General features: G+C 40.8%; 21 protein-coding genes and 3 tRNA genes. 12 read left to right on the top strand and 12 right to left on the bottom strand.

Going from position 1 to position 23,010, the window contains the following annotated elements:
* Window positions 1-32: 32 nt before the first annotated feature.
* Genes FHS56_RS01740 through FHS56_RS01750 form a run of 3 tightly spaced genes read right to left on the bottom strand, consistent with a single transcriptional unit; the run spans window position 33 to window position 2,559 of the window.
* Window positions 33-1,211: an acetyl-CoA C-acyltransferase gene (locus tag FHS56_RS01740; protein ID WP_166918163.1), complete on the bottom strand. Its 1,179-nt coding sequence runs from the start codon at window positions 1,209-1,211 to the stop codon at window positions 33-35.
* Between the two features lie 32 nt (window positions 1,212-1,243).
* Window positions 1,244-1,804: a hypothetical protein gene (locus FHS56_RS01745; protein ID WP_166918164.1), complete on the bottom strand. Its 561-nt coding sequence runs from the start codon at window positions 1,802-1,804 to the stop codon at window positions 1,244-1,246.
* A complete protein-coding gene (locus tag FHS56_RS01750) occupies window positions 1,801-2,559 on the bottom strand; it encodes a VWA domain-containing protein (protein WP_166918165.1) in 759 nt (252 codons plus the stop codon). The genes FHS56_RS01745 and FHS56_RS01750 overlap by 4 nt, the downstream gene beginning before the upstream one ends.
* 396 nt (window positions 2,560-2,955) lie before the next feature.
* Here FHS56_RS01750 and FHS56_RS01755 point away from each other — a divergent pair.
* The 3 genes from FHS56_RS01755 (at window position 2,956) to FHS56_RS01765 (ending at window position 3,241) form a co-directional block, all read left to right on the top strand.
* Window positions 2,956-3,045, top strand: a tRNA-Ser gene (locus FHS56_RS01755).
* A 10-nt stretch (window positions 3,046-3,055) separates the two neighbouring features.
* Window positions 3,056-3,130: transfer RNA gene (locus FHS56_RS01760), tRNA-Pro, on the top strand.
* A gap of 37 nt (window positions 3,131-3,167) precedes the next feature.
* Window positions 3,168-3,241 (top strand) — tRNA-Arg (locus tag FHS56_RS01765).
* A gap of 152 nt (window positions 3,242-3,393) precedes the next feature.
* Here FHS56_RS01765 and FHS56_RS01770 read toward each other — a convergent pair.
* The 7 genes from FHS56_RS01770 to FHS56_RS01800 all read right to left on the bottom strand — a co-directional run bounded on the left by FHS56_RS01770 (window position 3,394) and on the right by FHS56_RS01800 (window position 10,986).
* The gene (locus FHS56_RS01770; RefSeq protein WP_166918166.1) at window positions 3,394-4,686 is read right to left on the bottom strand and encodes a citrate synthase; all 1,293 of its coding nucleotides are present in this window, start codon (window positions 4,684-4,686) and stop codon (window positions 3,394-3,396) included.
* Window positions 4,687-5,121: 435 nt separating this feature from the next.
* Window positions 5,122-6,522: a tRNA uridine-5-carboxymethylaminomethyl(34) synthesis GTPase MnmE gene (mnmE, locus tag FHS56_RS01775; RefSeq protein WP_166918167.1), complete on the bottom strand. Its 1,401-nt coding sequence runs from the start codon at window positions 6,520-6,522 to the stop codon at window positions 5,122-5,124.
* A complete protein-coding gene (locus tag FHS56_RS01780; protein WP_166918168.1) occupies window positions 6,506-7,378 on the bottom strand; it encodes a metal ABC transporter permease in 873 nt (290 codons plus the stop codon). Before FHS56_RS01780 ends, mnmE begins: the two co-directional genes overlap by 17 nt.
* A complete protein-coding gene (locus FHS56_RS01785) occupies window positions 7,375-8,631 on the bottom strand; it encodes a metal ABC transporter permease (protein ID WP_166918169.1) in 1,257 nt (418 codons plus the stop codon). Before FHS56_RS01785 ends, FHS56_RS01780 begins: the two co-directional genes overlap by 4 nt.
* On the bottom strand, window positions 8,628-9,398 hold the full coding sequence (locus FHS56_RS01790) for a metal ABC transporter ATP-binding protein (protein ID WP_166918170.1): 771 nt from the start codon (window positions 9,396-9,398) through the stop codon (window positions 8,628-8,630). The genes FHS56_RS01785 and FHS56_RS01790 overlap by 4 nt, the downstream gene beginning before the upstream one ends.
* Before the next feature lie 3 nt (window positions 9,399-9,401).
* On the bottom strand, window positions 9,402-10,334 hold the full coding sequence (locus tag FHS56_RS01795; protein WP_166918171.1) for a metal ABC transporter solute-binding protein, Zn/Mn family: 933 nt from the start codon (window positions 10,332-10,334) through the stop codon (window positions 9,402-9,404).
* Complete coding sequence (locus FHS56_RS01800; protein ID WP_166918172.1) at window positions 10,315-10,986, bottom strand: metal-dependent transcriptional regulator; 672 nt, start codon at window positions 10,984-10,986, stop codon at window positions 10,315-10,317. The genes FHS56_RS01795 and FHS56_RS01800 overlap by 20 nt, the downstream gene beginning before the upstream one ends.
* A 483-nt stretch (window positions 10,987-11,469) precedes the next feature.
* Here FHS56_RS01800 and FHS56_RS01805 point away from each other — a divergent pair, with 483 nt between their 5' ends.
* On the top strand, window positions 11,470-12,288 hold the full coding sequence (locus FHS56_RS01805; RefSeq protein ID WP_166918173.1) for a 2,3,4,5-tetrahydropyridine-2,6-dicarboxylate N-succinyltransferase: 819 nt from the start codon (window positions 11,470-11,472) through the stop codon (window positions 12,286-12,288).
* A 91-nt stretch (window positions 12,289-12,379) separates the two neighbouring features.
* Window positions 12,380-13,528 (top strand): OmpA/MotB family protein, encoded by a 1,149-nt coding sequence (locus tag FHS56_RS01810; protein WP_166918174.1) that lies wholly within the window; start codon window positions 12,380-12,382, stop codon window positions 13,526-13,528.
* A gap of 78 nt (window positions 13,529-13,606) precedes the next feature.
* Here FHS56_RS01810 and FHS56_RS01815 read toward each other — a convergent pair whose 3' ends face one another.
* A complete protein-coding gene (locus FHS56_RS01815; protein ID WP_166918840.1) occupies window positions 13,607-14,494 on the bottom strand; it encodes a 3-hydroxybutyryl-CoA dehydrogenase in 888 nt (295 codons plus the stop codon).
* Between the two features lie 208 nt (window positions 14,495-14,702).
* Here FHS56_RS01815 and FHS56_RS01820 point away from each other — a divergent pair, with 208 nt between their 5' ends.
* The 6 genes from FHS56_RS01820 to FHS56_RS01845 all read left to right on the top strand — a co-directional run bounded on the left by FHS56_RS01820 (window position 14,703) and on the right by FHS56_RS01845 (window position 19,719).
* Window positions 14,703-15,101, top strand: a complete 399-nt coding sequence (locus FHS56_RS01820) for a helix-turn-helix domain-containing protein (protein WP_166918175.1) — start codon at window positions 14,703-14,705, stop codon at window positions 15,099-15,101.
* 179 nt (window positions 15,102-15,280) lie between these two features.
* Window positions 15,281-16,546: a toxin-antitoxin system YwqK family antitoxin gene (locus tag FHS56_RS01825; RefSeq protein ID WP_166918176.1), complete on the top strand. Its 1,266-nt coding sequence runs from the start codon at window positions 15,281-15,283 to the stop codon at window positions 16,544-16,546.
* A gap of 66 nt (window positions 16,547-16,612) precedes the next feature.
* Window positions 16,613-17,581 carry a phosphoribosylaminoimidazolesuccinocarboxamide synthase gene (locus FHS56_RS01830; RefSeq protein WP_166918177.1) on the top strand — a complete coding sequence of 323 codons (969 nt, stop codon included), beginning with the start codon at window positions 16,613-16,615 and terminating at the stop codon, window positions 17,579-17,581.
* Between the two features lie 14 nt (window positions 17,582-17,595).
* Window positions 17,596-17,988 carry an STAS domain-containing protein gene (locus FHS56_RS01835; RefSeq protein ID WP_166918178.1) on the top strand — a complete coding sequence of 131 codons (393 nt, stop codon included), beginning with the start codon at window positions 17,596-17,598 and terminating at the stop codon, window positions 17,986-17,988.
* Between the two features lie 5 nt (window positions 17,989-17,993).
* On the top strand, window positions 17,994-18,938 hold the full coding sequence (locus FHS56_RS01840) for a ribonuclease Z (protein WP_166918179.1): 945 nt from the start codon (window positions 17,994-17,996) through the stop codon (window positions 18,936-18,938).
* Window positions 18,931-19,719, top strand: coding sequence for a queuosine precursor transporter (locus FHS56_RS01845; protein ID WP_166918180.1), 789 nt, complete (start codon window positions 18,931-18,933; stop codon window positions 19,717-19,719). Before FHS56_RS01840 ends, FHS56_RS01845 begins: the two co-directional genes overlap by 8 nt.
* Here the strand turns inward: FHS56_RS01845 and FHS56_RS01850 are convergent.
* The gene (locus FHS56_RS01850) at window positions 19,700-20,470 is read right to left on the bottom strand and encodes an RNA methyltransferase (protein ID WP_166918181.1); all 771 of its coding nucleotides are present in this window, start codon (window positions 20,468-20,470) and stop codon (window positions 19,700-19,702) included. The two genes, FHS56_RS01845 and FHS56_RS01850, sit on opposite strands and share 20 nt — an antisense overlap.
* A 29-nt stretch (window positions 20,471-20,499) precedes the next feature.
* On the opposite strand from FHS56_RS01850, the gene tamL reads away from it, so the two are divergent.
* Complete coding sequence (gene tamL / locus FHS56_RS01855) at window positions 20,500-22,989, top strand: translocation and assembly module lipoprotein TamL (protein WP_449441500.1); 2,490 nt, start codon at window positions 20,500-20,502, stop codon at window positions 22,987-22,989.
* Window positions 22,990-23,010 lie beyond the last annotated feature (21 nt).

The following is a 23,010-nucleotide window of genomic DNA, read 5'->3' on the forward strand; positions in this document are numbered from 1 at the left end:
AAATGCCCCCTTATCTTTTATGATGTTTTGTTCTACACACGCTCCACGATGATAGAAGTAGCGCCTCCTCCTCCGTTACAAATCGCTATTTGTCCATATTTGGCATTCTTCTGTTGCAATACATTGAGTAGAGTAGTCATGATTCTGGCACCAGAGCAGCCCAGAGGGTGTCCGATAGATACAGCCCCTCCAAAGATATTCATCTTGTCTATAGGCACCTCCATGAGTTTACTGAAGGCAAGGGCTACTACTGCAAAAGCTTCGTTCACTTCAAAGTACTCAATATCGTCTTTTGATAAGCCAGCACGCTGAAGCGCTTTGTTGGCAGCAGCTACCGGAGCAGTAGTGAACCACTGAGGTTCTTGCGCAGCATCGGCGTAGGCAACTACCTTGGCTATGGGCTTTACCCCCAGTTCTTCTGCTTTTTCTTTACTCATAAGCACCAAGGCAGCGGCTCCGTCGTTGATGGTTGAGGCATTAGCTGCTGTCACTGTTCCGTCGGGTGTGAACGCCGGACGCAATGAAGGTATCTTCTCGAAGATTACTTTTTTATATTCTTCATCTTCTTCAACAACTACACTACCCTTATGACTTTTCACTTCTACAGGTACTATCTCATTTTTGAAATAACCCTTTTCGGTGGCTTCTGCTGCCAGCTTATAGGAGCGTATGGCGTACTCGTCTTGCTCTTCTCGGCTGATGCCATACTTCTTGGCAGTAGCATCACCATAGCAGCCCATGGCACCTTTATCATAGGCATCTTCTAATCCATCTTTAGCCAAGCCGTCGATGAGTTCGGCATGCCCATATTTGTATCCAAAGCGGGCTTTGGGTACGTAGTAAGGTATGTTGCTCATACTTTCCATGCCACCAGCTACCACAATATCAGCATTGCCGGTCATGATGCTTTGAGCTGCAAAAACAATGGCTTTAGCGCCGGAAGCACACACCTTGTTGATGGTAGTGCAAGGCGTTGCTTTGGAAAGCCCTGCATAAAGGGCAGCTTGGCGCGCGGGTGCTTGCCCTAAATTGGCACTCACCACATTTCCCATAAATACTTCTTCAACGGAATCGAAAGCAATACCTGCTTTCTCTACGGCACCTTTGATGGCTATTGCCCCTAATTCAGTGGCTGATAGGCTTGAAAGGGAACCTCCAAAACTACCTAAAGGAGTACGAACAGCTGAGACGATGTAAACTTCTTTACCCATAAGAATATTTTTTTGATTGGTACAAATATACACTACCATTCTATATTTTCGGCATCTTGTTGTTTGCCTTTTCTCCTTTGTATGCGATGCTTTTCATTGTTTTGAATGGATTGTAGTATCTGTTTAAAATTGCTTACTTGTGGATTAGAGGAAGTAGGGCGCTCACTCTGCTGAGGGATAGGGATGCTTTGCTTACGCAGTAGCAATTCTAAATTATAAGCGGCATCGGGTAGTGGATAGGCAATAAGAGCCTGTCGAAAATGTTCGATTGCCACCGCCTGTTGCCCGTCTTCATAAGCGGCTACTCCTTTGATGAGCTGGATGTATGCCCACTCTTTCTTTGTGCACTTATCTGACGATGGAAGTGGTAAACTATTTATTCGTCCCCATGCTTTTATTTGATAATAACTAAACAAGCAGAAGATGTAAGCTTCTGGTGTAGGTAATACGCTATAGGCATTCCATGCCTTTTTGGCTGCTACGTCGTATTGTCCACTGGCAAAAGCTTCTTGCGTTCCCTCTATCAAATAGTTGTAATAGGGGGCTACTAAATAAGAATACAACAACTGCGTCCACAACAGTAAAGCTATCATGGTTTAATGTATATTAGAGGCAAGGGGAGTAGCAGGTCTAAAACTAAGCATAAGATGGAGACCATCAAAGGGAGGTAATAGATGTTTTCGGCAGCAACATGCTGCTCACTGGTAATTGTAGCACCACTTTCATTGATACTTTTGATTAAAGCCGCTGTATCATCTATCTCTCTTGAGATACGGAAAACAGAACAGTTGTTTGTTCTTTTGCACAATGCAGATGCCTTTTCGGGCATAGCTTTAGTTAATACAGCTTTGCCATCCTTAGTTAGTATGCCTGTTTTCCATGGGATGTGGTCGCCGGCAGAAGATCCTATGACTACGTGGTAAAAAGACAAGTTATATATATCCGCATCCTTGAACAAAGAAGTAGCAGGAAGGTTGTTACTTTCCCAGTCGCTGAAGCATATGATGGAATTTTTAACATCCTTTTTATGATTTTCTACTACTTTCTTTATAGCAAGCGTATAGGCTGAGCCTATGTTAGAAGCACCGCCAGAAGTGATTCCAAATGTCAATGATGGCAGGTATAAGTCCAATATAGCTTCCTTGTCGCGGGTCAGAGGGCAGTAAACAATGGCTTCATTAGAAAAAAGAATGATGCAATAGCTACCCTGGCTTTTCTGTACAATTTTGGATATGCTGTATTTAGCACGTTCGAGACGCCCCGGCGGTGTGTCTTGCGCACGCATACTATTTGACAGGTCTAAAAGAAAATACATGTGGTGATTGTCAGCATTTACTTGTTGCTTCATGATTCGCTTGAATGGTGCCAACAGGGCGAGTATTGCCGATACCATTACCAAGAGACGAAGTGTATTCTTAAATAAAAAAGTCCTGCGATGATAAGAAAGAAAAACATAGTTTTTTTCTGTTTTATACAGCTTATACCATGTGAACAGTACAATGAGTAGAAAAATCAACAATGAAGCCACTTCAAAGTAGGAAGGGGAAAACAGGAAATGCATAAATGCCTATGAATTTAATGCTTTGTACAAATATATGGAAGTATAGTTGTTTTTTTATATTTAAAATCATCACTTTTAATAGTCTAACTTTCAATATTTTAAATTTTCTTTTAAAAAAAATACTGCAATTTATTTGGACAATAGGGAGCTTTGCTCTATATTTGCCTTGCTTTTCAAGGAAAAGGAGAGGTGGCCGAGTGGTCGAAGGCAGCAGTTTGCTAAACTGTCGTACCGCCCAAAGCGGTACCGCGGGTTCGAATCCCGTCCTCTCCTCAAACGAGTTCGGGGCGTAGCGCAGCCCGGTTAGCGCACCTGCTTTGGGAGCAGGGGGTCGCAGGTTCGAATCCTGCCGCCCCGACTTTTGTTTCTTATTAAATTTTTCTCTCTGTTTTTTTGGTCCCGTAGCTCAACCGGATAGAGCAACTGCCTTCTAAGCAGTCGGTTGCAGGTTCGAGTCCTGCCGGGATCGCTTTCGAGTCCCGCCCTTCAATCAAGCGAGACTCTTTTTTGTTTCCTACCAAGTGTAAAACGTTTTTTCCTTTGCGCTTTTTCTTCTATCAAAGTAATAAAAAAGGGAAAGCTTTTACGCCTTCCCTTTTTTCAGGATAACCGTTTGTAATTCTATCTCTTTTCCATAGGTACGTACTCTCTTTCGGTGGCGCCTATGTAGAGCTGACGCGGACGACCAATGGGCTCGTCATTTTCGCGCATCTCTTTCCATTGAGCAATCCAACCAGGCAAACGTCCCAGGGTGAACATGACGGTGAACATGTTCACAGGTATGCCCATGGCTCTATAGATAATGCCAGAATAGAAGTCAACGTTGGGATATAGCTTGCGTTCTTTGAAATAGTCGTCATTGAGTGCAGCATGCTCCAACTCCTTGGCTATATCCAAAAGTGGGTCTTTAATACCTAATTTATTCAGCACATTGTCTGCTTGCTGTTTAATGATGCGTGCCCGCGGGTCGAAGTTTTTATACACACGGTGCCCAAAGCCCATGAGACGGAAATTGGAGTTTTTGTCTTTTGCCAACTCCACATACTTCTTCACATTGCCGCCGTCAGCTTTAATCATCTCCAGCATCTCAATTACTTTTTGGTTGGCACCACCGTGCAAGGGACCCCACAAAGCACTTATACCTGCAGAAATAGCAGCATACAGGCTTGCATGAGAAGAGCCCACTATGCGCACGGTAGAAGTAGAGCAATTTTGCTCGTGGTCGGCGTGCAGAATCAATAGAACATCTAAAGCGCGAGCTATCACTGGGTCCACTTCGTAGTCTTCTACCGGCAGGGCAAACATCATGTGCAGGAAGTTCTCGCAATAGTTAAGATTGTTTTTCGGATAATTTAACGGATGCCCTTGTGAGTTTTTATAAGACCAAGCAGCCAAAGTAGGAACCTTAGCAAGCAAGCGAATGATATTTAAGTCTGTTTGCTCTTCGAAGCTCATGGAAGATTCTTCGGGGCGGGGATAGAAAGCCGACAAAGAAGAAACTAAAGCCGCGAGCACTCCCATAGGGTGAGCATTGGCAGGAAACCCTTCAAAAATTTTACGTATGTTTTCGTTTATGAGTGTGTGACGAGTTACCTTGTTTACAAAGGTTTCATACTCGTTCTTGGAAGGTAGCTCCCCATATATAAGCAAATAGGCTACTTCCAAGAAAGTAGATTTTTCTGCCAGCTGCTCGATAGGATAGCCTCTGTAGCGTAGTATTCCTTTTTCTCCATCAAGGAAGGTGATAGCACTTTTGGTGGAGGCGGTATTCTTGAAGCCTAAATCTAAGGTAATCAGTCCTCCTGTTTCTGCACGTAATTTATTGATATCTAAAGCTTTTTCGCCCTCGGTTCCTGTAAGAACCGGTATTTGGTACACTTGACCGTTGTAATGAAGTTCAGCGTATTCAGACATAGGAATTATTTGTTTATGTTTTACCTCTCAAAAAAACCTCAGCTAAATTAGAAAAATTTAAGTAAAAGGTAAAAAAAGACGCTTTATTTATGTAAAAATCAATATTGAAACGATTCATTAAAAATGAGCTTATTTAACATAATATTTATTATGAAAAAGCAAAGTGTCTTCTAAGAGTTCATTAGTATTTCCACTTGCAGTAGCGAAATATCCACTTTACTCCGAATAAAAATCATGAGTAACATAAAAGTTCAAGTTAACGAACAGAAAAGAGAGCATACGTTCTAAGCTGCTTGTACTCACTGGCATGGGGGAGAGGAAGAGACGGCTCATAGCCTCTAACTTCTATTTTTGCATAAACATTCCAATCCAATAACATAGCAATAGCCCTCTAAGGGGGCAACCAATATTGTTTTCACTATCAAAAAAAGAAAGCTATTTGCCAATACAAAACTTCGAGAATATATTACCAAGCAAGTCTTCGGTAGTTATTTCGCCGGTAATTTCACCCAAAAAGTGCAGTGTAGCCCTTACATCCATGGCTACCAAGTCGCTGGGCAACTGCGACAAAAGACCATGCTCAGCTTGGCTCAGCGCTTGTTCTGCTTTCTCCAAAAACTCATAGTGTCGTGCATTCGTAACTATAATGTCTGTTTGAAGTGAAGCTTCCCACTGTTGTACTCTTTTCAGCAATTCGCTTTTTAGATTTTCTACATCTTTTTCATTTTTAGCGGATATAAACATGAAAGGCGCCTGACTTTCTTTTTTCAAGGCTTCTTGTATTGCAGTAAGCTTGGAGTGTTCGGAAAGCATATCTATTTTATTACCTAAAAGGATATAAGATACATTAAGATTTTCTATCTCTTGAATGGCATCTTGCACCTCTTCAATATTGGCTGTATTGACATCAAAAAGATAAAGAATAATAGAAGCTTCTTTCATCTTCTGTCGGGCACGCTCCACACCTATTGCCTCTATGGTATCGGAAGTTTCGCGTATACCCGCAGTGTCAATAAAGCGGAAGGTGATTCCTTCAATGGTTATTTCGTCTTCTATTACATCACGGGTGGTGCCGGCTATGTCGGATACAATGGCTCTTTCTTCCTGAAGAAGTGCATTCAATAAAGTAGATTTGCCGGCATTGGGTTTTCCTACTATCGCAACCGGTACCCCCCGCTTTAGTACATTTCCGTATTTATAAGATTCTTTTAAGTGATGAACCACTTTTTTTATTTCACTTAGCAAAGAAAGCAGTTGAGTGCGGTCTGCGAACTCTACGTCTTCTTCTGAGAAGTCCAATTCAAGCTCAAGCAAGGATGCAAAATGAATCAGCTGTTCCCTCAATTGCTTTATCTTAGAAGAAAAACGTCCGCGCATTTGTTGCATAGCAACCCTGTGTGCAGCAGAAGACTGGGAAGCAATCAAGTCAGCAACCGCCTCGGCTTGTACCAAGTCAAAGCGCCCATTCAAATAAGCCCGTTTGGTGAACTCGCCCGGTTCTGCTATGCGGGCACCTGCTTCGACCAATAGGCTCAGCACGCGCTGTACTATATATGGTGAACCATGTGTCGAAATCTCTATGCTGTCCTCCATTGTGAAGGAATGAGGGGCTCTAAAGATCGACAAAAGTACCTCATCGACAACTTCGTTGTTTGAATCAACTATTTTACCAAAGTGCAATGTGTGCGTTTTTGCATTATCTAACTCTTTTCCTTTCCATATTTTTTTTACAATCTGAAAAGCTTCTTTTCCAGAAATTCTAATCACAGCCACTGCCGATTGCCCATGAGGTGTCGCCGGTGCTACTATTGTATCCCAATTATTTTGATTTTGCATATAACCAAGATTTAAGCAGTCCTTTTTTAGGAGACACAAAAATAGCTAGAAGGAGGTACAAACCTATACTAAGAACGGTTGCCCCACTTATGGATACTCCCCACCAAGAAGCAATAAAATAACCAGATACTGCACTAACTCCTCCAAGCAATAAGCAATAGCTTATCATAGCAGAGAGGCTGTAGCTCAGTAGGTAGGCAGTGGCAGGTAGTGCCGTGAAATAGGCGATTACAAGAATGGAGCCTGCCATTTCAAAGGAAGCAACGGTAGTCAAAGAAATGAATCCCATGAGCAGGTAATGCAAAGTTCCAGTAGCAATGCCGATAGTAGACGCAAATACAGCGTCAAAGCTCATTACCTTAAGCTGCTTATAGTAAAAGATAACAAAAGAGGCATTAACAACAAACAGAGCTAAAAGTAAATAAAAAGCTTTAGGACCTAAATTATGCCCGCTGATAATGAGTGTATCAAACAGTGTGTGAGATACCTCGCCATAGAGCACGCACTCCTGGTCTAAATCTACTTTGTAAGCAAGCGATGAAATAAGTATGACACCTAAAGCAAACATTGAAGTATAGATACTACCTATGGAAGCATCCTCGCTCAAGTTAAATTTTTGAGCAATAGACTCTATCAACCAAACGGTAGCAAAACCAGACAAGCCGGCACCAATAAGTAACCATACAGACTGAAGTGACTCAGTGAATAAATAGGCAACTACTATGCCCGGCAATACGGCATGAGAAATCGCATCTACGAGCATACTCATCCTGCGCAGGATGATAAAACAACCCAGTATGCCACAACAAGCAGCAGTCAATGCAGAATTAACAATAATCCACCAATCACTCATCATGGTATATCTTTTTGGTGTGGGTCCTTCTTAGGAAAATTCATAATAGTAAGCAGATGTGCTTCTATCTCCGGCGTAATATAGTGTTCTATGTCTTCGGCACTTTCGTGCAAGTGGTCTTCCGGAAGTTGTAAGTATTCGCTAAGGTATAACTCCCACAAACGATGCAAACGAACGATACGTTTCGATGCAGCTTTCCCAGCAGGAGTAAGCACTATTTCATTTTTGGTAAATTTTATCAACTTTCTTTTTTGAAATTTATTACAAATCTTTTCTATTTTATAGAAAGGCATTTTCGTTTGCTTATGCAATGCGTAAATATCTGTTCGGTTTTCTCCACTCGCCTCAATAAGTTTATAGATGGATTTTAACACGTGTTCTTCATCTATTTTACTGGCGTGTTTTCTTTTATCTTTTAGTTTATTGTATAAACTATTATGCTTCCCGAAAGCAACACTTATTATTAGGATGAAAAACAGACTCACAACAATTGCCGGTCCAGTGGGTATATGAGGGATAATTAAAGAAAGCATGATGCCGATTGCACTTGCCAGAAAAGAAACAAAGCTTGCAGCAACTATGCCGCCAACGAAAGAGCGTTTCCAGAAATAAGCTATCGAAGGCGGAAGTACAAACATAGCAGACATCAGTACGATACCTACACTTTGCAGTCCTGCCATTGCCAGTACACAAAGTAGGACAACCAAAATACCTTCAAGCATTTTAAATGGAAAATTTAAGGCACTGGCAAATTGGGTATCAAACACCCATACCTTGATGGCGCGAAAACTACTTATAAATAAAGCAAGCACCACAATGCTTATGATAGCAATCACTTGTGCATCAAGAGAGGATAGAGTAGAAGCTTGTCCAAAGATAAAGCGGTCAATGCCGCTTTGATTGCCCCAAGGCAGTTGTTGTATATAGGATAGTAACAAAACGCCTATTCCAAAAAATACAGATAAGGTGCTTGCTAATAATACGTCTTCCGATAAAACCTTTTTTCTATGCAGGTATTGTATGAAGTAAGTAGCTAAAAAGGCTGTGCTGCTGCCACCTACCAAAAACCAAAACAAATTTTTTCCCTGAAACAGAAGAAAAGCAATACAAATCCCTGGCAACACAGAGTGAGCAATCACATCGCCAACGAGTGCTTGCCGGCGATGAAACAATATACTACCTAATATAGAGGAGGATATACTTAAGAACAAGGCACTAATGAGGATATACCAAGTAGAAGGAAGAAACTCCATCATAAACTTTGCTTTATAATTTGCGCAATTTTGGTTAATGTAGTCAACTTTCCACCGTAGGTCTTTTGTAGTAACTCTGGAGTAAAAGCTTTTTCAGTAGGTGCTGAAGCTACCAAGTGTCCGTTTAGCAATACCACCCAATCAAAGTAATCATATGCTGAGTATAAATCGTGATGAACAACTACTATGGTCTTGCCTTGTGCTTTCATGTCTTTTAGAAGAGAAATAATAGCGTGCTCAGTAGCAATGTCGATACCGGTAAAGGGTTCATCCATGAAATAAATGTCTGCATCTTGTGCCAATGCTCTTGCTAAAAACACTCTTTGTTGCTGACCTCCTGAAAGTTCAGATACTTGGCGGTTGGCTAATGTAGAAATACCTACACGTTCCATTGCTTGCGCTACGATGTCGTAGTCTTGTGTCGTTAATTTTTTGTATGGTCCTAAGTAAGGGAAACGTCCCATTTCAACAACTTCTTTCACAGTGATAGGAAAGTCCCAGTTTACTTCTTCTTTTTGAGGTATGTAAGCTACTCTTTGCTTTACCTTCTTCAAGTATTCGCCAAACAACTTGACATATCCGCTATGCACAGGAACCAAACCCATAATGGCTTTGATAAGCGTTGACTTACCTGCGCCATTAGGACCTATGATGCCTGCCAACACTCCGTAAGGAAGTGTAAAGTCAATATTCCAAAGTGCTGTTTTATTATGATAACGTACACTCAAATCGTGTACCTCCAAGATGGGGAATTCTACTTGTTGTATCATTACTTACTTTATATTATCAACTATTAAAGTTGTATTAAAAACAAGCATTTTTAAATAAGTGCTTGCAGGGGAAGAAGCGTCTCCCAAAGAGTCAGAGTATAGACCGGGAACCAATTTCACTTTATGCCCCTTGTTTTGACAGCTTTCTACCACACTCTGTAAGGCTTTTGGGGAAACCGTAGTTTCTGCAAATATGGCTTTTACATCATTTCCTATAATGAAAGAGACCAACGCTGCCACATCATACAAACCAGCTTCCGATATAGTAGAGATTCCCTGCAGTCCCTTTACTTGAATTTCGTAACGTCGTCCATAGTATTCGAATGCATCATGAGCAGTAACCAATATCTTGCGCTCAGTAGGCACTTCTTTAAATTTTTCTTTTATCATAGCGTGCACACTATCAATCGCTTCTTTATATGAAGCTGCATTTTGTTTAAAGTAAGCAGCCATTGTAGGATAATGTACCGACAACTTGGAGGCTACTTCAGCCACAATTATTTTCATTAACAATGGATCGAACCAAATATGGGGGTCATAGGTAGAGCTACCTACCTGAATCAATTGTTCTTTCGGTAGAGCATCACCTAATGCATAACAGGGTTTTTGTTGAGAAAGCTTGTTCAAGGCTTCACTTAGTTTTCCTTCTAAGTGTAAACCATTGTAAAAGATGATGTCTGCCTCTTTAAACAAGGTAAAATCTTTTTGTGTAGCTTTATATAGGTGGGGGTCTACACCGGGACCCATAATACTCGTCACTTCCATTGAATCCTTCACGATGTTACGAACAACATCCGCCATAATGTTGGTTGTAACTACAATGCGCGCTTTGTAACGCTGGGAACTTTGCTGTCTATCATTGGAGCAGGCAAGCACTATGCAAGCGCTTATAAATATTGTTATGTAAACAAAAGTTCTATTGAATATTGTCTTCATGATTTACAATAATTTGGGAAGCTATCAAATGGGATAAGTTCAATACTTTGTTGTTTATATCAACTTCTATACTTAAATCGAAAGAAATTCTGTCTATCACATAAATATGTGATCCAATGAATAGGTTTATCTTATTTAAATAGTTTAAAAAGTCTTTTTTATCATTCTTAACAGCTACTACTTTTAGTTTTTTCCCAGTGGGAGCTTGTGACAAAGGAAAACCCTCAACAGGCTGAAAATCACCGTTAGGAGAGGGGATAGGATCGCCATGAGGGTCATATTTTGGATAGCCTAAATACTCGTCTAAGCGACTAATGAGCAGATCACTTTCTATGTGTTCCAGTTGTTCGGCAATAGGGTGAATTTGTTCCCAAGTAAAACCAAGGCATTTTACCAGGAAAGTCTCCCATAAACGATGCTTCCTGACAATATTTATTGCAATTTCCCTGCCTTTTGAAGTTAACTGTATAGGTTTATATGGCTCATGCTGAATAAGTCCCTTTTTTGTTAATTTTTTTAACATATCACTCACGGATGCAGGTGTATTTTGAAGGGCTTGTGCTATACTCTGATTATGTACCGCCTCACTTCTTTCTGTTAGCATATAAATAGTTTTCAAATAATTCTCCTCTGTCAGCGATAGTTTAGACATACTTTATGGTTGTTAGAGAATAATAAGCGAATGTAAGAATAAGATTTGTAAAAATCAAATTTTAGGTTATTCTCAATTTTTTGTTAAAAATTTTAACAAAAAATTGAGAATAAATTATTTGTGATTTAAGCAAACACATATTGTTGGAAAGTTTTGAAAACAAGGCTTTCCTGTCATTGTGATTCTCCTATGTAGGTTCTTAGAAAAAAAAAGGGGGGGGGATAACAGGGTAGAATAATAGGAACTTCTTAACTCTTGTTTAGGAGTTAGGATTGTTGTCTCCTATCGAGAAGGTAAAGAAAGGTGTTGGCTCTTTGCCATATCGGATACATTCTTGTAATTGCTATTACGACAATATTCTTCTATATTCACGCTTAAGTGTACATCATTTATTGTTGTGCCAAATTTTATTTTTTATTTAATTGTAATTAATTGTTATTCAAACGTTTACACAACTTATATTAAAGTAAAACTTTATTTAATATGGATGCAGAAAACTTAGTAAAAAAGGCTTGGGACCAACGCGAACTTTTGCAAGAAAAAGAAGTGCAAGACGCTATCCGGCAAACCATTGACTTGCTGGATAAGGGGCAGTTGCGTGTGGCACAACCGGTAGAAAATGACACATGGGTAGTAAACGAATGGGTAAAAAAGGCTGTTATCATGTATTTTCAAATTCAGCCAATGGAAAGCATTAAGCTTGGTCCTTTTGAGTTTTATGATAAAATTCCTTTGAAGTCAGACTATGCACAGAAAAGAGTGCGAGTAGTACCCCATGCCATTGCCCGTTATGGTTCTTTTGTAAACGAAGGTGTCATTCTTATGCCCTCTTATATCAATATAGGTGCTTATGTGGATAGTGGTACTATGATTGACACATGGGCTACGGTGGGGAGTTGTGCTCAAATAGGCAAAAATGTCCATGTAAGTGGAGGGGTTGGCATAGGTGGTGTATTGGAACCACCACAAGCGGCACCTGTTATCGTAGAAGACGGCGCTTTCATTGGCTCCCGTTGCATCATAGTAGAAGGCGTAAGGGTGGGAAAAGAAGCCGTACTGGGGGCGAATGTAACTCTGACCATGAGTACCAAGATATTTGATGTCTCTAACGAAGGTGAGGTAAAAGAACTTCGCGGTTACATTCCACCACGCTCGGTAGTTATTCCCGGCTCTTATCCCAAAAAGTTTGGAAATCGTGAGTTCCATGTACCATGCGCCTTGATTATAGGAAAAAGAAAGGAGAGTACAGATCTTAAAACATCTTTAAATCAAGCGCTTAGAGAATTCGAACTAACCGTGTAAGATGTAACTTTTTTTGTTACTTTTCGTATATATTTATATTAGTAACTTGAATGCGTTATCAAACGTTTGAAATACGAAAAGTAATTATACTATGCGCAGGCTATGGACTTCTTCTCGCTATTGGGCAATGGGATTACTTCTGTTCTCATTGCCTTTTGCTGCATGTTCACCCTATAAGCAGGCAATGAAGGGAAGCAAAAAAGAGAGAATGGCTCAACAAGAGCAGCTACTTAGAGAGTACCAAACCAAATTACTACGGCTTAAAGAAGACTCTATGGAGCTTGCACGCCAAGCAGATGAATTGGTGCGTATGCTTGGAGAGTCTCAGCTGAAGGAGCGACGCAATGCACAAAAACTATACCGCTATTCTCAGATTATAGACAAAGCAACGCTTTATCAGCAACAACTGGAGTATATACGCCGCCAGATAGTCCACACTTTGCTTACTCATGAAATAGACAACATCCAAGTAATCAAAGAGAAAGACGGGGTGCGTATAACTATCTTGGATGAGCTGTTGTTTCCGACCGGTAGTGCTCGTATTAGTGCGGAAGGGCAAAGAGCTATCAAGTATTTGAGTGAAACACTTAATGAAATAGCTGGTATTAATATTACCATAGAAGGACATACAGACAATATCCCACTTCGTGGGCACCCGCTTTACAAAAATAATTGGGAGTTGAGTTTGGCACGTGCCTCAGAAGTAGGGCGTTATATGGCAAGTTGTAATTTTCCCCAAGACAAGGTGGCTATTTCCGGAAAGGGCGACCGGTATCCACTGGCAGACAATTCCACCCCAGAAGGGCGGCGTATCAATAGACGTACGGATATTATTGTAATCCCTGATTGGAGCGCAGTATTTAACCTTATTTTAGAAGGCATAGAAGAAGGGAACTCACAAAATACTATTGTAATGCCGGTCCGCTATCCTGCAAGCGAGGATAGCGAAAAAAAAAACAGAGCTTCGTTAAATGATACAAGTAGTACAGAATCCAAAGAAAAAGTACAAGGTGGAGTCATATACGGTACTCCCATCGGAAAGATAGAAAGGAAAGCCAATCATGTATCCGGAACAGATCAACAAAAAGAAGCCCCCAAGGTGTTAATGAATAGTTGGACTACTTTTTTTAGGCAGTGGGATATGCTGGTATTTTCTTATTGTAGTTTTGGGCTCTTGTGGCAAATCGGAAGTAGCTGTTACGAGCTTATGTATTCTAAATACTGCGTATTAGTCATATAGTGTAACTTTTACATCAGTATTTTTACATAAAAAAGCGCTGTAGAGTGGTACAGCGCTTTTTTATGTACTCTGCATTATTTATTTACTGAAACGTGGTGAAGGTTTAAGGTTTTTGTGGTCGCTCCAGTCATAGAAGCCTCTGCCGCTTTTAGCACCTAACTCGCCGGCTTCTACCATATTTACCAATAGGGGGCAGGGAGCATATTTATCCCTTCCAAAGCCATCATAAAGCACCTTTAAGATGAACAAACAAACATCAAGCCCTATAAAGTCTGCCAATTGCAAAGGTCCCATAGGATGTGCCATGCCCAACTTCATTACTTGGTCTATCTCTTCCACACCTGCAACCCCCTGAAAGAGTGCTTCAATGGCTTCATTTATCATGGGCATTAAAATACGGTTAGAGACAAAACCCGGATAATCGTTTACTTCTACAGGCACTTTGTTTAAAGCAATAGATAAGTCCATGATTGCCTTAGTGGTCTCATTATCAGTCATATAGCCGCGTATTACTTCAACCAATTTCATAACTGGCACCGGGTTCATAAAGTGCATGCCGATTACTTTTTCTGGACGTTGTGTAACCGCTCCCAAGGTAGTTATCGAAATAGAGGAGGTGTTGCTCGCCAAGATAGCATGAGCCGGTGCGTGAGTGTCTATTTGACGAAATAATTCTTTTTTAATGTCTATTTGTTCGGTAGCGGCTTCTATCACAATATCTGCCTGTTTTACAGCTTTTGTAAGTTCAGTAGAGGTTTTTATGCGGGCAAGCGCAGCTATTTTTTCATCTTCAGTTAGAATTCCTTTCTTTACTTGCCTGTCCATATTGTTAGATATGACAGAAAGGGCTTTTTCAAGCGCTTCTTTACGAATATCAACCATCGTGGTGGTGTAACCGTGCTGGGCAAATATATGACAGATGCCATTTCCCATAGTGCCGGCACCTATTATTACTGCATTTTTAATCTCCATAGTTTTTAATGTTTGGTTGTTGTTGCCTTATATTGGCAAATATAACTTAAATGTGAGCAAAAAAAGAGAAATGAATCTCATTGTTTTTTTGTCAAAAAGAATTAACAAATGTTAAATATTATACAAAAACTTGCTGATAACAAAAGTTAATTGTTATATTTGTTATCAATATTGAAACAGTCTATTAAAAACATTTGTTAATATGACTCAAAATGTTAATTTAATTAACGAGCGCTTAAAGCATTTGTTAAAAATATTAAGCGTAACACCTTCTCAGTTTGCGGACGGTATGGGAGTGCCTCGGGCAACTATTTCACACCTATTAGCCGGGCGCAATAAGCCCAGTATTGATTTTATCAACAAGCTTCATGAAACATATCCGCACATCAACATCAACTGGCTGCTCTTTGGAGAACTTCCTATTTTTAGGAATGCCCAAAAAGATGAAACTAATCAGATACTGCCTTCGTTTCCTGTTAGCGATTATGAAAAAATAACAGGTAAGCGCATTGACAAGATTATTATTTTTTATTCAGATCAAACTTTCGAACTTTTTCATGCGTCTCTTGAGCATGATGGCTCGCCTAAACGCTCTGTATAATTTGTAAAATAAGTTACATTATGTTAAGTATTGAATTTCGACGAGCTTACTTACGAGTTCGACGGGCTCTTTTGCAAGCTCGACCAACTCACTTATATGGGCTCGAACGCCTTGTCATAGGTTTGTTAATTGTGGGTGTCAACTTTTATTCGACTGCTCAAATAAAAGATGTTTTTGTATTGGAGTATCCAGACACCAATGTAGTAAAAGCTCGTTTTGGGGTACTGATATTTCCAGAAGATACACTACTGCACGGAGAGTACCGTACTTATTTCAAGAGTGGCAGAAAAGCCGTTGAAGGTACTTATGAAAAAGGGTTACGTGTTGGTGTATTTTATCAATATTACGATAGCACTGGCTCCCCTATCAAAGCCATTGCACATTACAACTCTTTTGGAAGATTAGATGGAGACTACATCGTTTTCTATCCGAATGGCGATACATTGCAATACACCATATACCGTAATGACACGATGCTACTTACTAAATCTTTTTATCATGACGGTGTGTTGCGCAACATGAGCCAGTTCAAAAACGGTAAACTTCATGGTGAAGTGCTCGAATATTACCCTAATGGTGTATTAAAAAGCAAAATTGAATACAAAGAAGGAAAACAACACGGCACGGCGCTACTCTACTACCCTTCGGGGGCTTTGAAGTCAGAAGAGAGTTATATAGATAGCTTTCAAGATGGATGGATTAGAACTTACTTCGATACAACAGGCACACCCAAAGGTGCCTTAGCTATAGAAATGCAGGTCAAAAAAAGCATGAGAGAAGGAATATTCAGGCGCTATAACCCAGAAGGCAAACTACTGGAAGAAGGATTCTTTAAGCAAAACCTACCTCATGGACCATATAAAGAATACTACCCCGATGGGAAGATACGCCGAGAAATTTATTATGATATGGGACACCGCATAGGACAAGCTACCCATTATCATAAAAACGGACAAATAGCCAAGATGATTCAATACAAAAACAGAGAAATAGAGCAGTCTGTTGTAGAATTTGATTCTCTGGGCAATAAGCTACGCGAATATAAATTATACAAAAACAAACCGCTCGGCAAGTGGTTGGAGTATTATACCAACGGAAATGTAAAAGAGAAAAGAGAATATAAAGGAGGTGTGCTGGAGGGTTGGTTGGAAACGTACGATGAATTGGGACAATTGCAAAAGAAAGAGCCTTACAAGTCCGGGAGGCTGGAAGGGGAAGCCATATACTACTACCCCAACGGAAAAATACACGAGAAGATAACCTACAAGTACGGTTATAAACATGGCGCTTACATAGAATACAGTCCGGAGGGCAAAGAAAAACGCATCGGTCGCTTTGCCAATGGACTACCTCATGGCGAGTGGATAGTGCACACTAAAGAAGGCAGCAAGAAGATGCTATATCAACATGGAGTCATCATGAAAGAAGAGCTGCTACAACCTTGACAAAAAGGATTGCATACGCTTAAAATTTGTAACTTGCTTGCCCAAAAGAAACTTACAATTAAGTTTATGTTAGCAGCCATTCAATACACAGATTTTTCTTTTCCCAATGTAGAAAAGAAGCAACGCGGCAAAGTACGCGACCTCTATTTCCTCAAAGACCGCCTGATTATGGTCGCTACAGACCGCATCTCTGCCTTTGATGTCATTCTTCCGCGCGCCATACCTTACAAAGGGCAAATACTTAACCGTATAGCGCTGCATTTCCTGCAAAGGACTGCCGATATTGTCCCGAACTGGGTTTTAGCATCGCCTGACCCAAATGTTACCGTCGGGAAGATATGTGCGCCCATTCCAGTAGAAATAGTCGTACGAGGGTACTTGGCAGGACACGCATGGCGTCAATACAAGGCTGGTCATCGTATGTTGTGTGGAGTGCCCTTGCCTGAAGGGCTTCATGAGAACGACCCGCTCCCCACTCCCATCATCACCCCTACCACCAAAGCACACAGCGGGCATGATGAAGATATAAGCAAAGAAGAAATTATCAAGCGAGGAATTGTGCCAGCACCTCTTTATGAGCAAATAGAAGCAGTTGCATTGAAGCTCTTTGAACGAGGTACTCAAATGGCGCGAGAGCGTAATCTCATTCTTGTGGATACAAAGTATGAATTTGGCTTACATAACGGAGCGCTACACCTGATAGATGAAGTACATACGCCGGACTCTTCCCGTTATTTCTATTGGGACACCTATGAGCAGCTTCAAAAAGAGGGAAAGCCTCAAAAACAATTGTCTAAAGAGTTTGTGCGGCAGTGGCTCATAGAGAATGGCTTTCAAGGCAAAGAAGGACAGCGTGTGCCTACCATGACCAATGAAGTGGTAGAAGATATTATGCGCCGCTACATGGAGTTATATACCACTATGACAGGTGAAACCATAGAACCAGACCCCTCCCTCACTACCGAAGCGCTTATGAAGCGGATAGAAAGCAATGTTAACAACTATCTGGAAACAGAACAGTTATTATTGACATAAAACCATGTAAAACTATGAATTTTCATATAGAAAAAAACGAAAAAGTAGCCATTATAGCACCGCAGGTGCACAAACTGGATGCAATCAATACCTCCGAGCTAAAATCTATATTTCACGACTTAGTAGAAAAAGAAGGCTTTAAAAACTTTGTACTCAACTTATCAGCAGTAAAATACATCGATTCTTCGGGGCTTAGCGCCATATTAGTAGGCAATAAACTCAGTAACGAGCACCAAGGCTCTTTTGTGGTGTGTGAGGTTAATGAGCATGTAGCCAAACTGCTTTCTATTTCACAATTAGACCGCATCATCAACATCCTTCCTACCCAACACGAAGCCATAGAGGCTATTTTTATGGATGAGATAGAACGTGAACTGAACAATAATCACGACCAAGAACAAGAATAGACAATATGAACCCCATATGGTTGACGGTACTGGGCACGGCAGCCGCTGTGCCTTCTTTTGAGTATTACACCTCTGGCTTGCTGCTAAGCAACTTGAACGACGAGCAATGGCTTATTGACTGCGGTGAAGGCATACAAGTTCCCTTTTTCCGCTATGGGGGTAACTACAATAAATTGAGACGCATATTTATCTCTCACTTGCATGCAGACCATTATATAGGCTTGGTAGGTCTCATCATGAGCATGCACATGCATGGACGCAAGCTGCCCTTGACTATATATGCCCCCCATGGTTTGGCAGAGATACTAACAGCTATTCTAAGGGCTTCCGATACGCAATTGAAGTATGCTATTGAATACTACACTGTGCCCGAGGACACCCTTTCTACAGTGTATAAAGATAGCCGCTGGGAGGTTGTTGCTTTTCCCTTAAAGCATCGAATTCCTACTGTAGGCTACCGCATAACACAGATTCAGCAAGAGCGCCGGTTTCTGGCAAATGAGCATACCAGCAGCATTCCATTCGAATACATACGTCGCATGAAAGCAGGTGAAAATATCTTGGCAGAAGATGGTACTCTCTTGTACCACTGCGACGATTATACAGAGCCTTTACCTAAACTATCATTTGCCTATTGTAGCGATACCGCCTATGATGAACGCATCATAGAGTATTGTAAAGAAGTAACGCTGCTTTACCATGAAGCTACTTTTTTGGAGCAAGACCGAGTACTTGCAGAAAAAACCTTTCACTCAACGGCGCAAGAAGCGGCTACCATCGCACAAAAATGCGGCGCAAAGCATCTTTTGCTTGGGCATTTTTCTTACCGCTACCCCAACCGTAGCGTTTTCCGCGAAGAAGCAGAACGCATATTTCCCTCTGTATATATAGCTAAAGAAGGCATGCAACTTAATCTCAACCAACTGAATCACAGTAAGACACATGCATAAAGAACAGCAATATTACCGGAAAAGAACTCATTTGCTTCTTGTATTAAGTGGTATTTTTATCAGCAATGCTCTGCTGGCAGAAATGATAGGCGTAAAAATATTTTCTCTCGAAGGGTTGTTGGGGCTCCCTCCTGCTCAAATTCCAATTATGGGAACCCGTCTGGATTTTAACCTCTCTGCAGGTGTTGTGATATGGCCTGTTGTATTTATCATATCAGATATCGTGAATGAGTATTTCGGTAAAGGCGGTGTTCGTTATTTATCCATCCTTACGGCAGCCCTTATCGCCTACGCATTTGTAGGCATTAGCATAACAACCGAGTTGCCTGCTGCCGATTTCTGGATTGCCATATACAAAGAGAAAGTCGTCCCCCCCATAGATATAAACTATGCTTACAACACCATATATCGCCAAGGCTTGGGAATTATCATCGGCTCGCTTACTGCTTTCTTGATTGGTCAGTTGATAGATGCAACTGTGTTTGCTTTGTTTAAAAAACGAACCGGCGAAAAGTACATATGGCTCAGAGCTACCGGCTCAACAATTATTTCCCAATTCATAGATAGCTTTGTGGTTATTTATATAGCTTTTTATATTTTTGGACCTTGGAGTTTGAAAGAAGTTATATCTGTTGGCATCATCAACTATTCTTACAAGTTTCTAATCGCCATACTTACCACACCTCTTCTTTATATAATTCATTATGCTGTAGAGAGGTATCTTGGGCATGATATTGCCAAGCGGCTTAAAGATGAAGCCATCAATAGCCCACTCTTTTAAGGTTATCTATAAGAATGGCTGTAGCCATAGCTACATTTAATGATTCTGCTTCGCCATAGCGAGGAATGGTTACATACTTGTCAATAAACGCCCGTGTATTTTGTCGTATTCCATTGGCTTCGTTTCCCATGACTAACAGCAAACTTTCATATGCTGCCTCTTCCTTTTTTTCAATAAGATGAATATTCTGCCCCTCGAGGTCTGCCCCCCAAACAACTGCTTTTTGATTCATAGTTTTTAAAGCATCTTCTATGGAGCAATAATGTACGTTGACACGCAAAAAACTCCCTTTGCTTGCCTGTATGGTTTTAGTATTCCATACATCTACGGTATCTTCAGAGGCGAGCAAATAAGTCAGCCCATACCAATCGCAGATGCGCATGATAGTGCCCAGATTACCGGGGTCTTGTACGTGGTCCAGATATACAATCAAGTTCTGCTGCTTTTGAAAAAGCGTCTCGTTTGCGACAGGCTCGATACGTACGATGGCAATAGCTTCTTTGTTGTTTTCCAAGGCACTGTATGCCTGAATATCGCTTTCCGGCACTGCTTCTATACAAATTTGCGGATAAGCGTCTTGCCATAGTGCATACAATTGTTTATTTGCAAAAACCCGTTCCACGCGCTTCGGCGCAAAACGCAAGCACTCCTCTATTATCTTGCGACCTTCTACCACAAAAAGCCCTAACTGTTTTCTATACTTCTTCTGTTGCAATTGCCATAAGGTCTTTTTCCATTTATTCGTTATCATTGCACATAGATTTTCCGATGAAGGCACGTATGTATTCAAAAGCAAAAGTAGCAGTTTTTGGACTTCTGTCGCTGTTTTTTCTACCCAGCTGCTTTAGCATACTTTCCCTTAAAGAGAATGAATACATATTGTATCGTCAAGAAATTAAAACAGATTCATTGGACAGGGAGCTCTTCGAACCGTATCTCATGCAGCGCCCCAATCGGAAAATTTTTGGTTTCATGCCTTATGTGGAGATTTACTATCTGGGAAAACAGTTTTTCAATCCCGAACGTGTAAAGCAGCAAATCAACCAAAACAGGGAAAAATACCAAAAAAAGATAGAAAAACATGTCGGCAACAATACAAAGGTAAATAAGCTGATTTACAAACGGGACAAGAAACTAAAAAAGCTAGAAACAAAGCTAAAAGAAGGCAACTTTCTCATGCGTGTGGTGGGGGAACCTCCAGTTATTCTAAACCAAAGTAAAACATACGAGTCGGTACGAAACCTGCGCAATTTTTTACATACTAAGGGTTTTTTTGAATGCGAAGTAACTTTCAAAACAGATACCATTTCTAAACAGGGGCGTTTGACCAAGGTTACATACATAATTCATGAAGGCGTCGCCTACAGGGTGGACAGCATAGAAGTAATCAGTGCACAAGAAGACCTTAACACCCTTCTTTCATCATTCATACAGCGGCAAAGCAAAGTGCTGCATCACTATGACAGAGACCGTTTGGACAACATGCGAGCAAGTATCGAATCTTATTTGCGTGAAAATGGATATTTTCGCTTTACCCGCGACTACATTACCATAGAAGTAGATACTTCTCAAAGCCGGAAAAGTGCAGCCATACGCTTTGTCATCAATGTCCCCAGCCGGATAGACACCAGCAAGCTAAATGTAAAGATTTTGGGCAGGGAGTTAGGGCAAATAGCCCCTGATAACTTACAAGGGAAGCATCTACGCTATAAACTCACGGCACCTTATTTTCTGGTCGTACCCTCTAACAAGAACGGTGGTCGCATAGACACAGCCAGAGCCCAGTATTTACAAACATACGACGGCAGGCATGTGCGTATATACCTCGCTGACAGGAAGTTCAATTCCAATATATTGGCACAGCAGATTTATCTCCATGAAGGCGATTGGTTTCAAGAATCAAGCATACGCAAGACGCAACAAGCTCTCTCCTCCCTTGATATGTTTAAGTTCGTCAACATTACTTTGCAAGATAACGACTCCACCAACTTGACTCCCATCATTAGTGCTGCCCCTATGGAAAAGTTCTCGTTTACCAGTGAAACCGGCTTAAACGTAGTGCAAGGTTTACCCGGTCCTTTTGTTAACTTCAGCTTAAAAAACAGAAACCCATTTGGGGGCATTGAAGTATTTGAAAATAGCTTTCGCTTCGCTATAGATGGACAAACCAGCCTTACCGACCAATCACAGGTGTATTCTACTACGGAAGTGAACTACAGCAGCAGTCTTAGTATCCCTCATTTTCTTTTACCAAAGAAGTGGCAATACAAATTCCTTCAAAAGCAGCCCAAAACAATTATTGGTTTATCGTTTAACTTTACCAACCGTCCAGAATATACCAGAAGAAACTCAAACTTGTATATCAACTACCAATGGCGCAGAATTCCTTATTACCGTTATGATTTTTCTCCGCTTGATATCAATATTGTAAACACAGAAAAAACCGCTGCCCTCGATGCTTTTTTAGCACAGTTGTCATCGCCAACTATACAACAAAGTTTTCGAAATGCATTCATCACCAGCTCACACGGAAGCTGGACTTACAACGATATTTCAAGTGACAACACCATATCTCGCTTTGTTCGATTTTATGGCGAATCAGGTGGTGCTATACTGAACTTATTTAACAATACAATACTAAAAAGAGACAATACTTTCTTTGGGTTAAACTATTTTAAGTATTTAAAATTCTACACAGACCTTCGTTATCACTATCCGCTATCTAAAGAAACAACACTTGCCATGCGTTTTCTTGGAGGAGCAGTGTGGCCTTATGGAACTTCTACTACGGTTCCTTACGAAAAATTCTTTTTTGCCGGTGGGAGCAACAGTATAAGGGCATGGCCTCCAAGACGTCTGGGTCCCGGTAGTTACAATCATATAGATAACAATGGCAACATTTCATACCGCTTTGAAGAACCGGGAAATATCATTTTAGAAGGTGGCGTAGAGTATAGATTTAAAATTTGGTGGATTGTCAATGGTGCCTTATTTGTAGATATGGGCAACGTATGGACGCTAAGTAAAGACCCTGACCGCCCCGGTGCTCAGTTTACAGAAAAGTTCTGGCAGGAAATAGCCGTAGGTACTGGCTTTGGACTTCGTTTCGATTTTACTTTTCTGTTACTTCGTTTAGATTTAGGTATTAAAGCAATAGACCCAGCTCGCCCCATCGGTAATCGATGGGTACTAAATGAATTGTCTATCAGAAAACCTTTCAGTGGAAGCAACGCTGCTCTTTTAAACATAGGTATAGGCTATCCATTTTAGTCTTGATTTAAACAAAAGTTT

Source organism: Thermonema lapsum, assembly GCF_011761635.1.
GTDB lineage: Bacteria > Bacteroidota > Bacteroidia > Cytophagales > Thermonemataceae > Thermonema > Thermonema lapsum.

Coding starts and splice junctions, on each gene's coding strand:
- FHS56_RS01740 (WP_166918163.1), bottom strand. CDS start 1,211: ATGGGTAAAGAAGTTTACATCGTCTCAGCTGTTCGTACTCCTTTAGGT.
- FHS56_RS01745 (WP_166918164.1), bottom strand. CDS start 1,804: ATGATAGCTTTACTGTTGTGGACGCAGTTGTTGTATTCTTATTTAGTA.
- FHS56_RS01750 (WP_166918165.1), bottom strand. CDS start 2,559: ATGAAGCAACAAGTAAATGCTGACAATCACCACATGTATTTTCTTTTA.
- FHS56_RS01770 (WP_166918166.1), bottom strand. CDS start 4,686: ATGTCTGAATACGCTGAACTTCATTACAACGGTCAAGTGTACCAAATA.
- mnmE (WP_166918167.1), bottom strand. CDS start 6,522: ATGCAAAATCAAAATAATTGGGATACAATAGTAGCACCGGCGACACCT.
- FHS56_RS01780 (WP_166918168.1), bottom strand. CDS start 7,378: ATGATGAGTGATTGGTGGATTATTGTTAATTCTGCATTGACTGCTGCT.
- FHS56_RS01785 (WP_166918169.1), bottom strand. CDS start 8,631: ATGATGGAGTTTCTTCCTTCTACTTGGTATATCCTCATTAGTGCCTTG.
- FHS56_RS01790 (WP_166918170.1), bottom strand. CDS start 9,398: ATGATACAACAAGTAGAATTCCCCATCTTGGAGGTACACGATTTGAGT.
- FHS56_RS01795 (WP_166918171.1), bottom strand. CDS start 10,334: ATGAAGACAATATTCAATAGAACTTTTGTTTACATAACAATATTTATA.
- FHS56_RS01800 (WP_166918172.1), bottom strand. CDS start 10,986: ATGTCTAAACTATCGCTGACAGAGGAGAATTATTTGAAAACTATTTAT.
- FHS56_RS01805 (WP_166918173.1), top strand. CDS start 11,470: ATGGATGCAGAAAACTTAGTAAAAAAGGCTTGGGACCAACGCGAACTT.
- FHS56_RS01810 (WP_166918174.1), top strand. CDS start 12,380: ATGCGCAGGCTATGGACTTCTTCTCGCTATTGGGCAATGGGATTACTT.
- FHS56_RS01820 (WP_166918175.1), top strand. CDS start 14,703: ATGACTCAAAATGTTAATTTAATTAACGAGCGCTTAAAGCATTTGTTA.
- FHS56_RS01830 (WP_166918177.1), top strand. CDS start 16,613: ATGTTAGCAGCCATTCAATACACAGATTTTTCTTTTCCCAATGTAGAA.
- FHS56_RS01835 (WP_166918178.1), top strand. CDS start 17,596: ATGAATTTTCATATAGAAAAAAACGAAAAAGTAGCCATTATAGCACCG.
- FHS56_RS01840 (WP_166918179.1), top strand. CDS start 17,994: ATGAACCCCATATGGTTGACGGTACTGGGCACGGCAGCCGCTGTGCCT.
- FHS56_RS01845 (WP_166918180.1), top strand. CDS start 18,931: ATGCATAAAGAACAGCAATATTACCGGAAAAGAACTCATTTGCTTCTT.
- FHS56_RS01850 (WP_166918181.1), bottom strand. CDS start 20,470: ATGATAACGAATAAATGGAAAAAGACCTTATGGCAATTGCAACAGAAG.
- tamL (WP_449441500.1), top strand. CDS start 20,500: ATGTATTCAAAAGCAAAAGTAGCAGTTTTTGGACTTCTGTCGCTGTTT.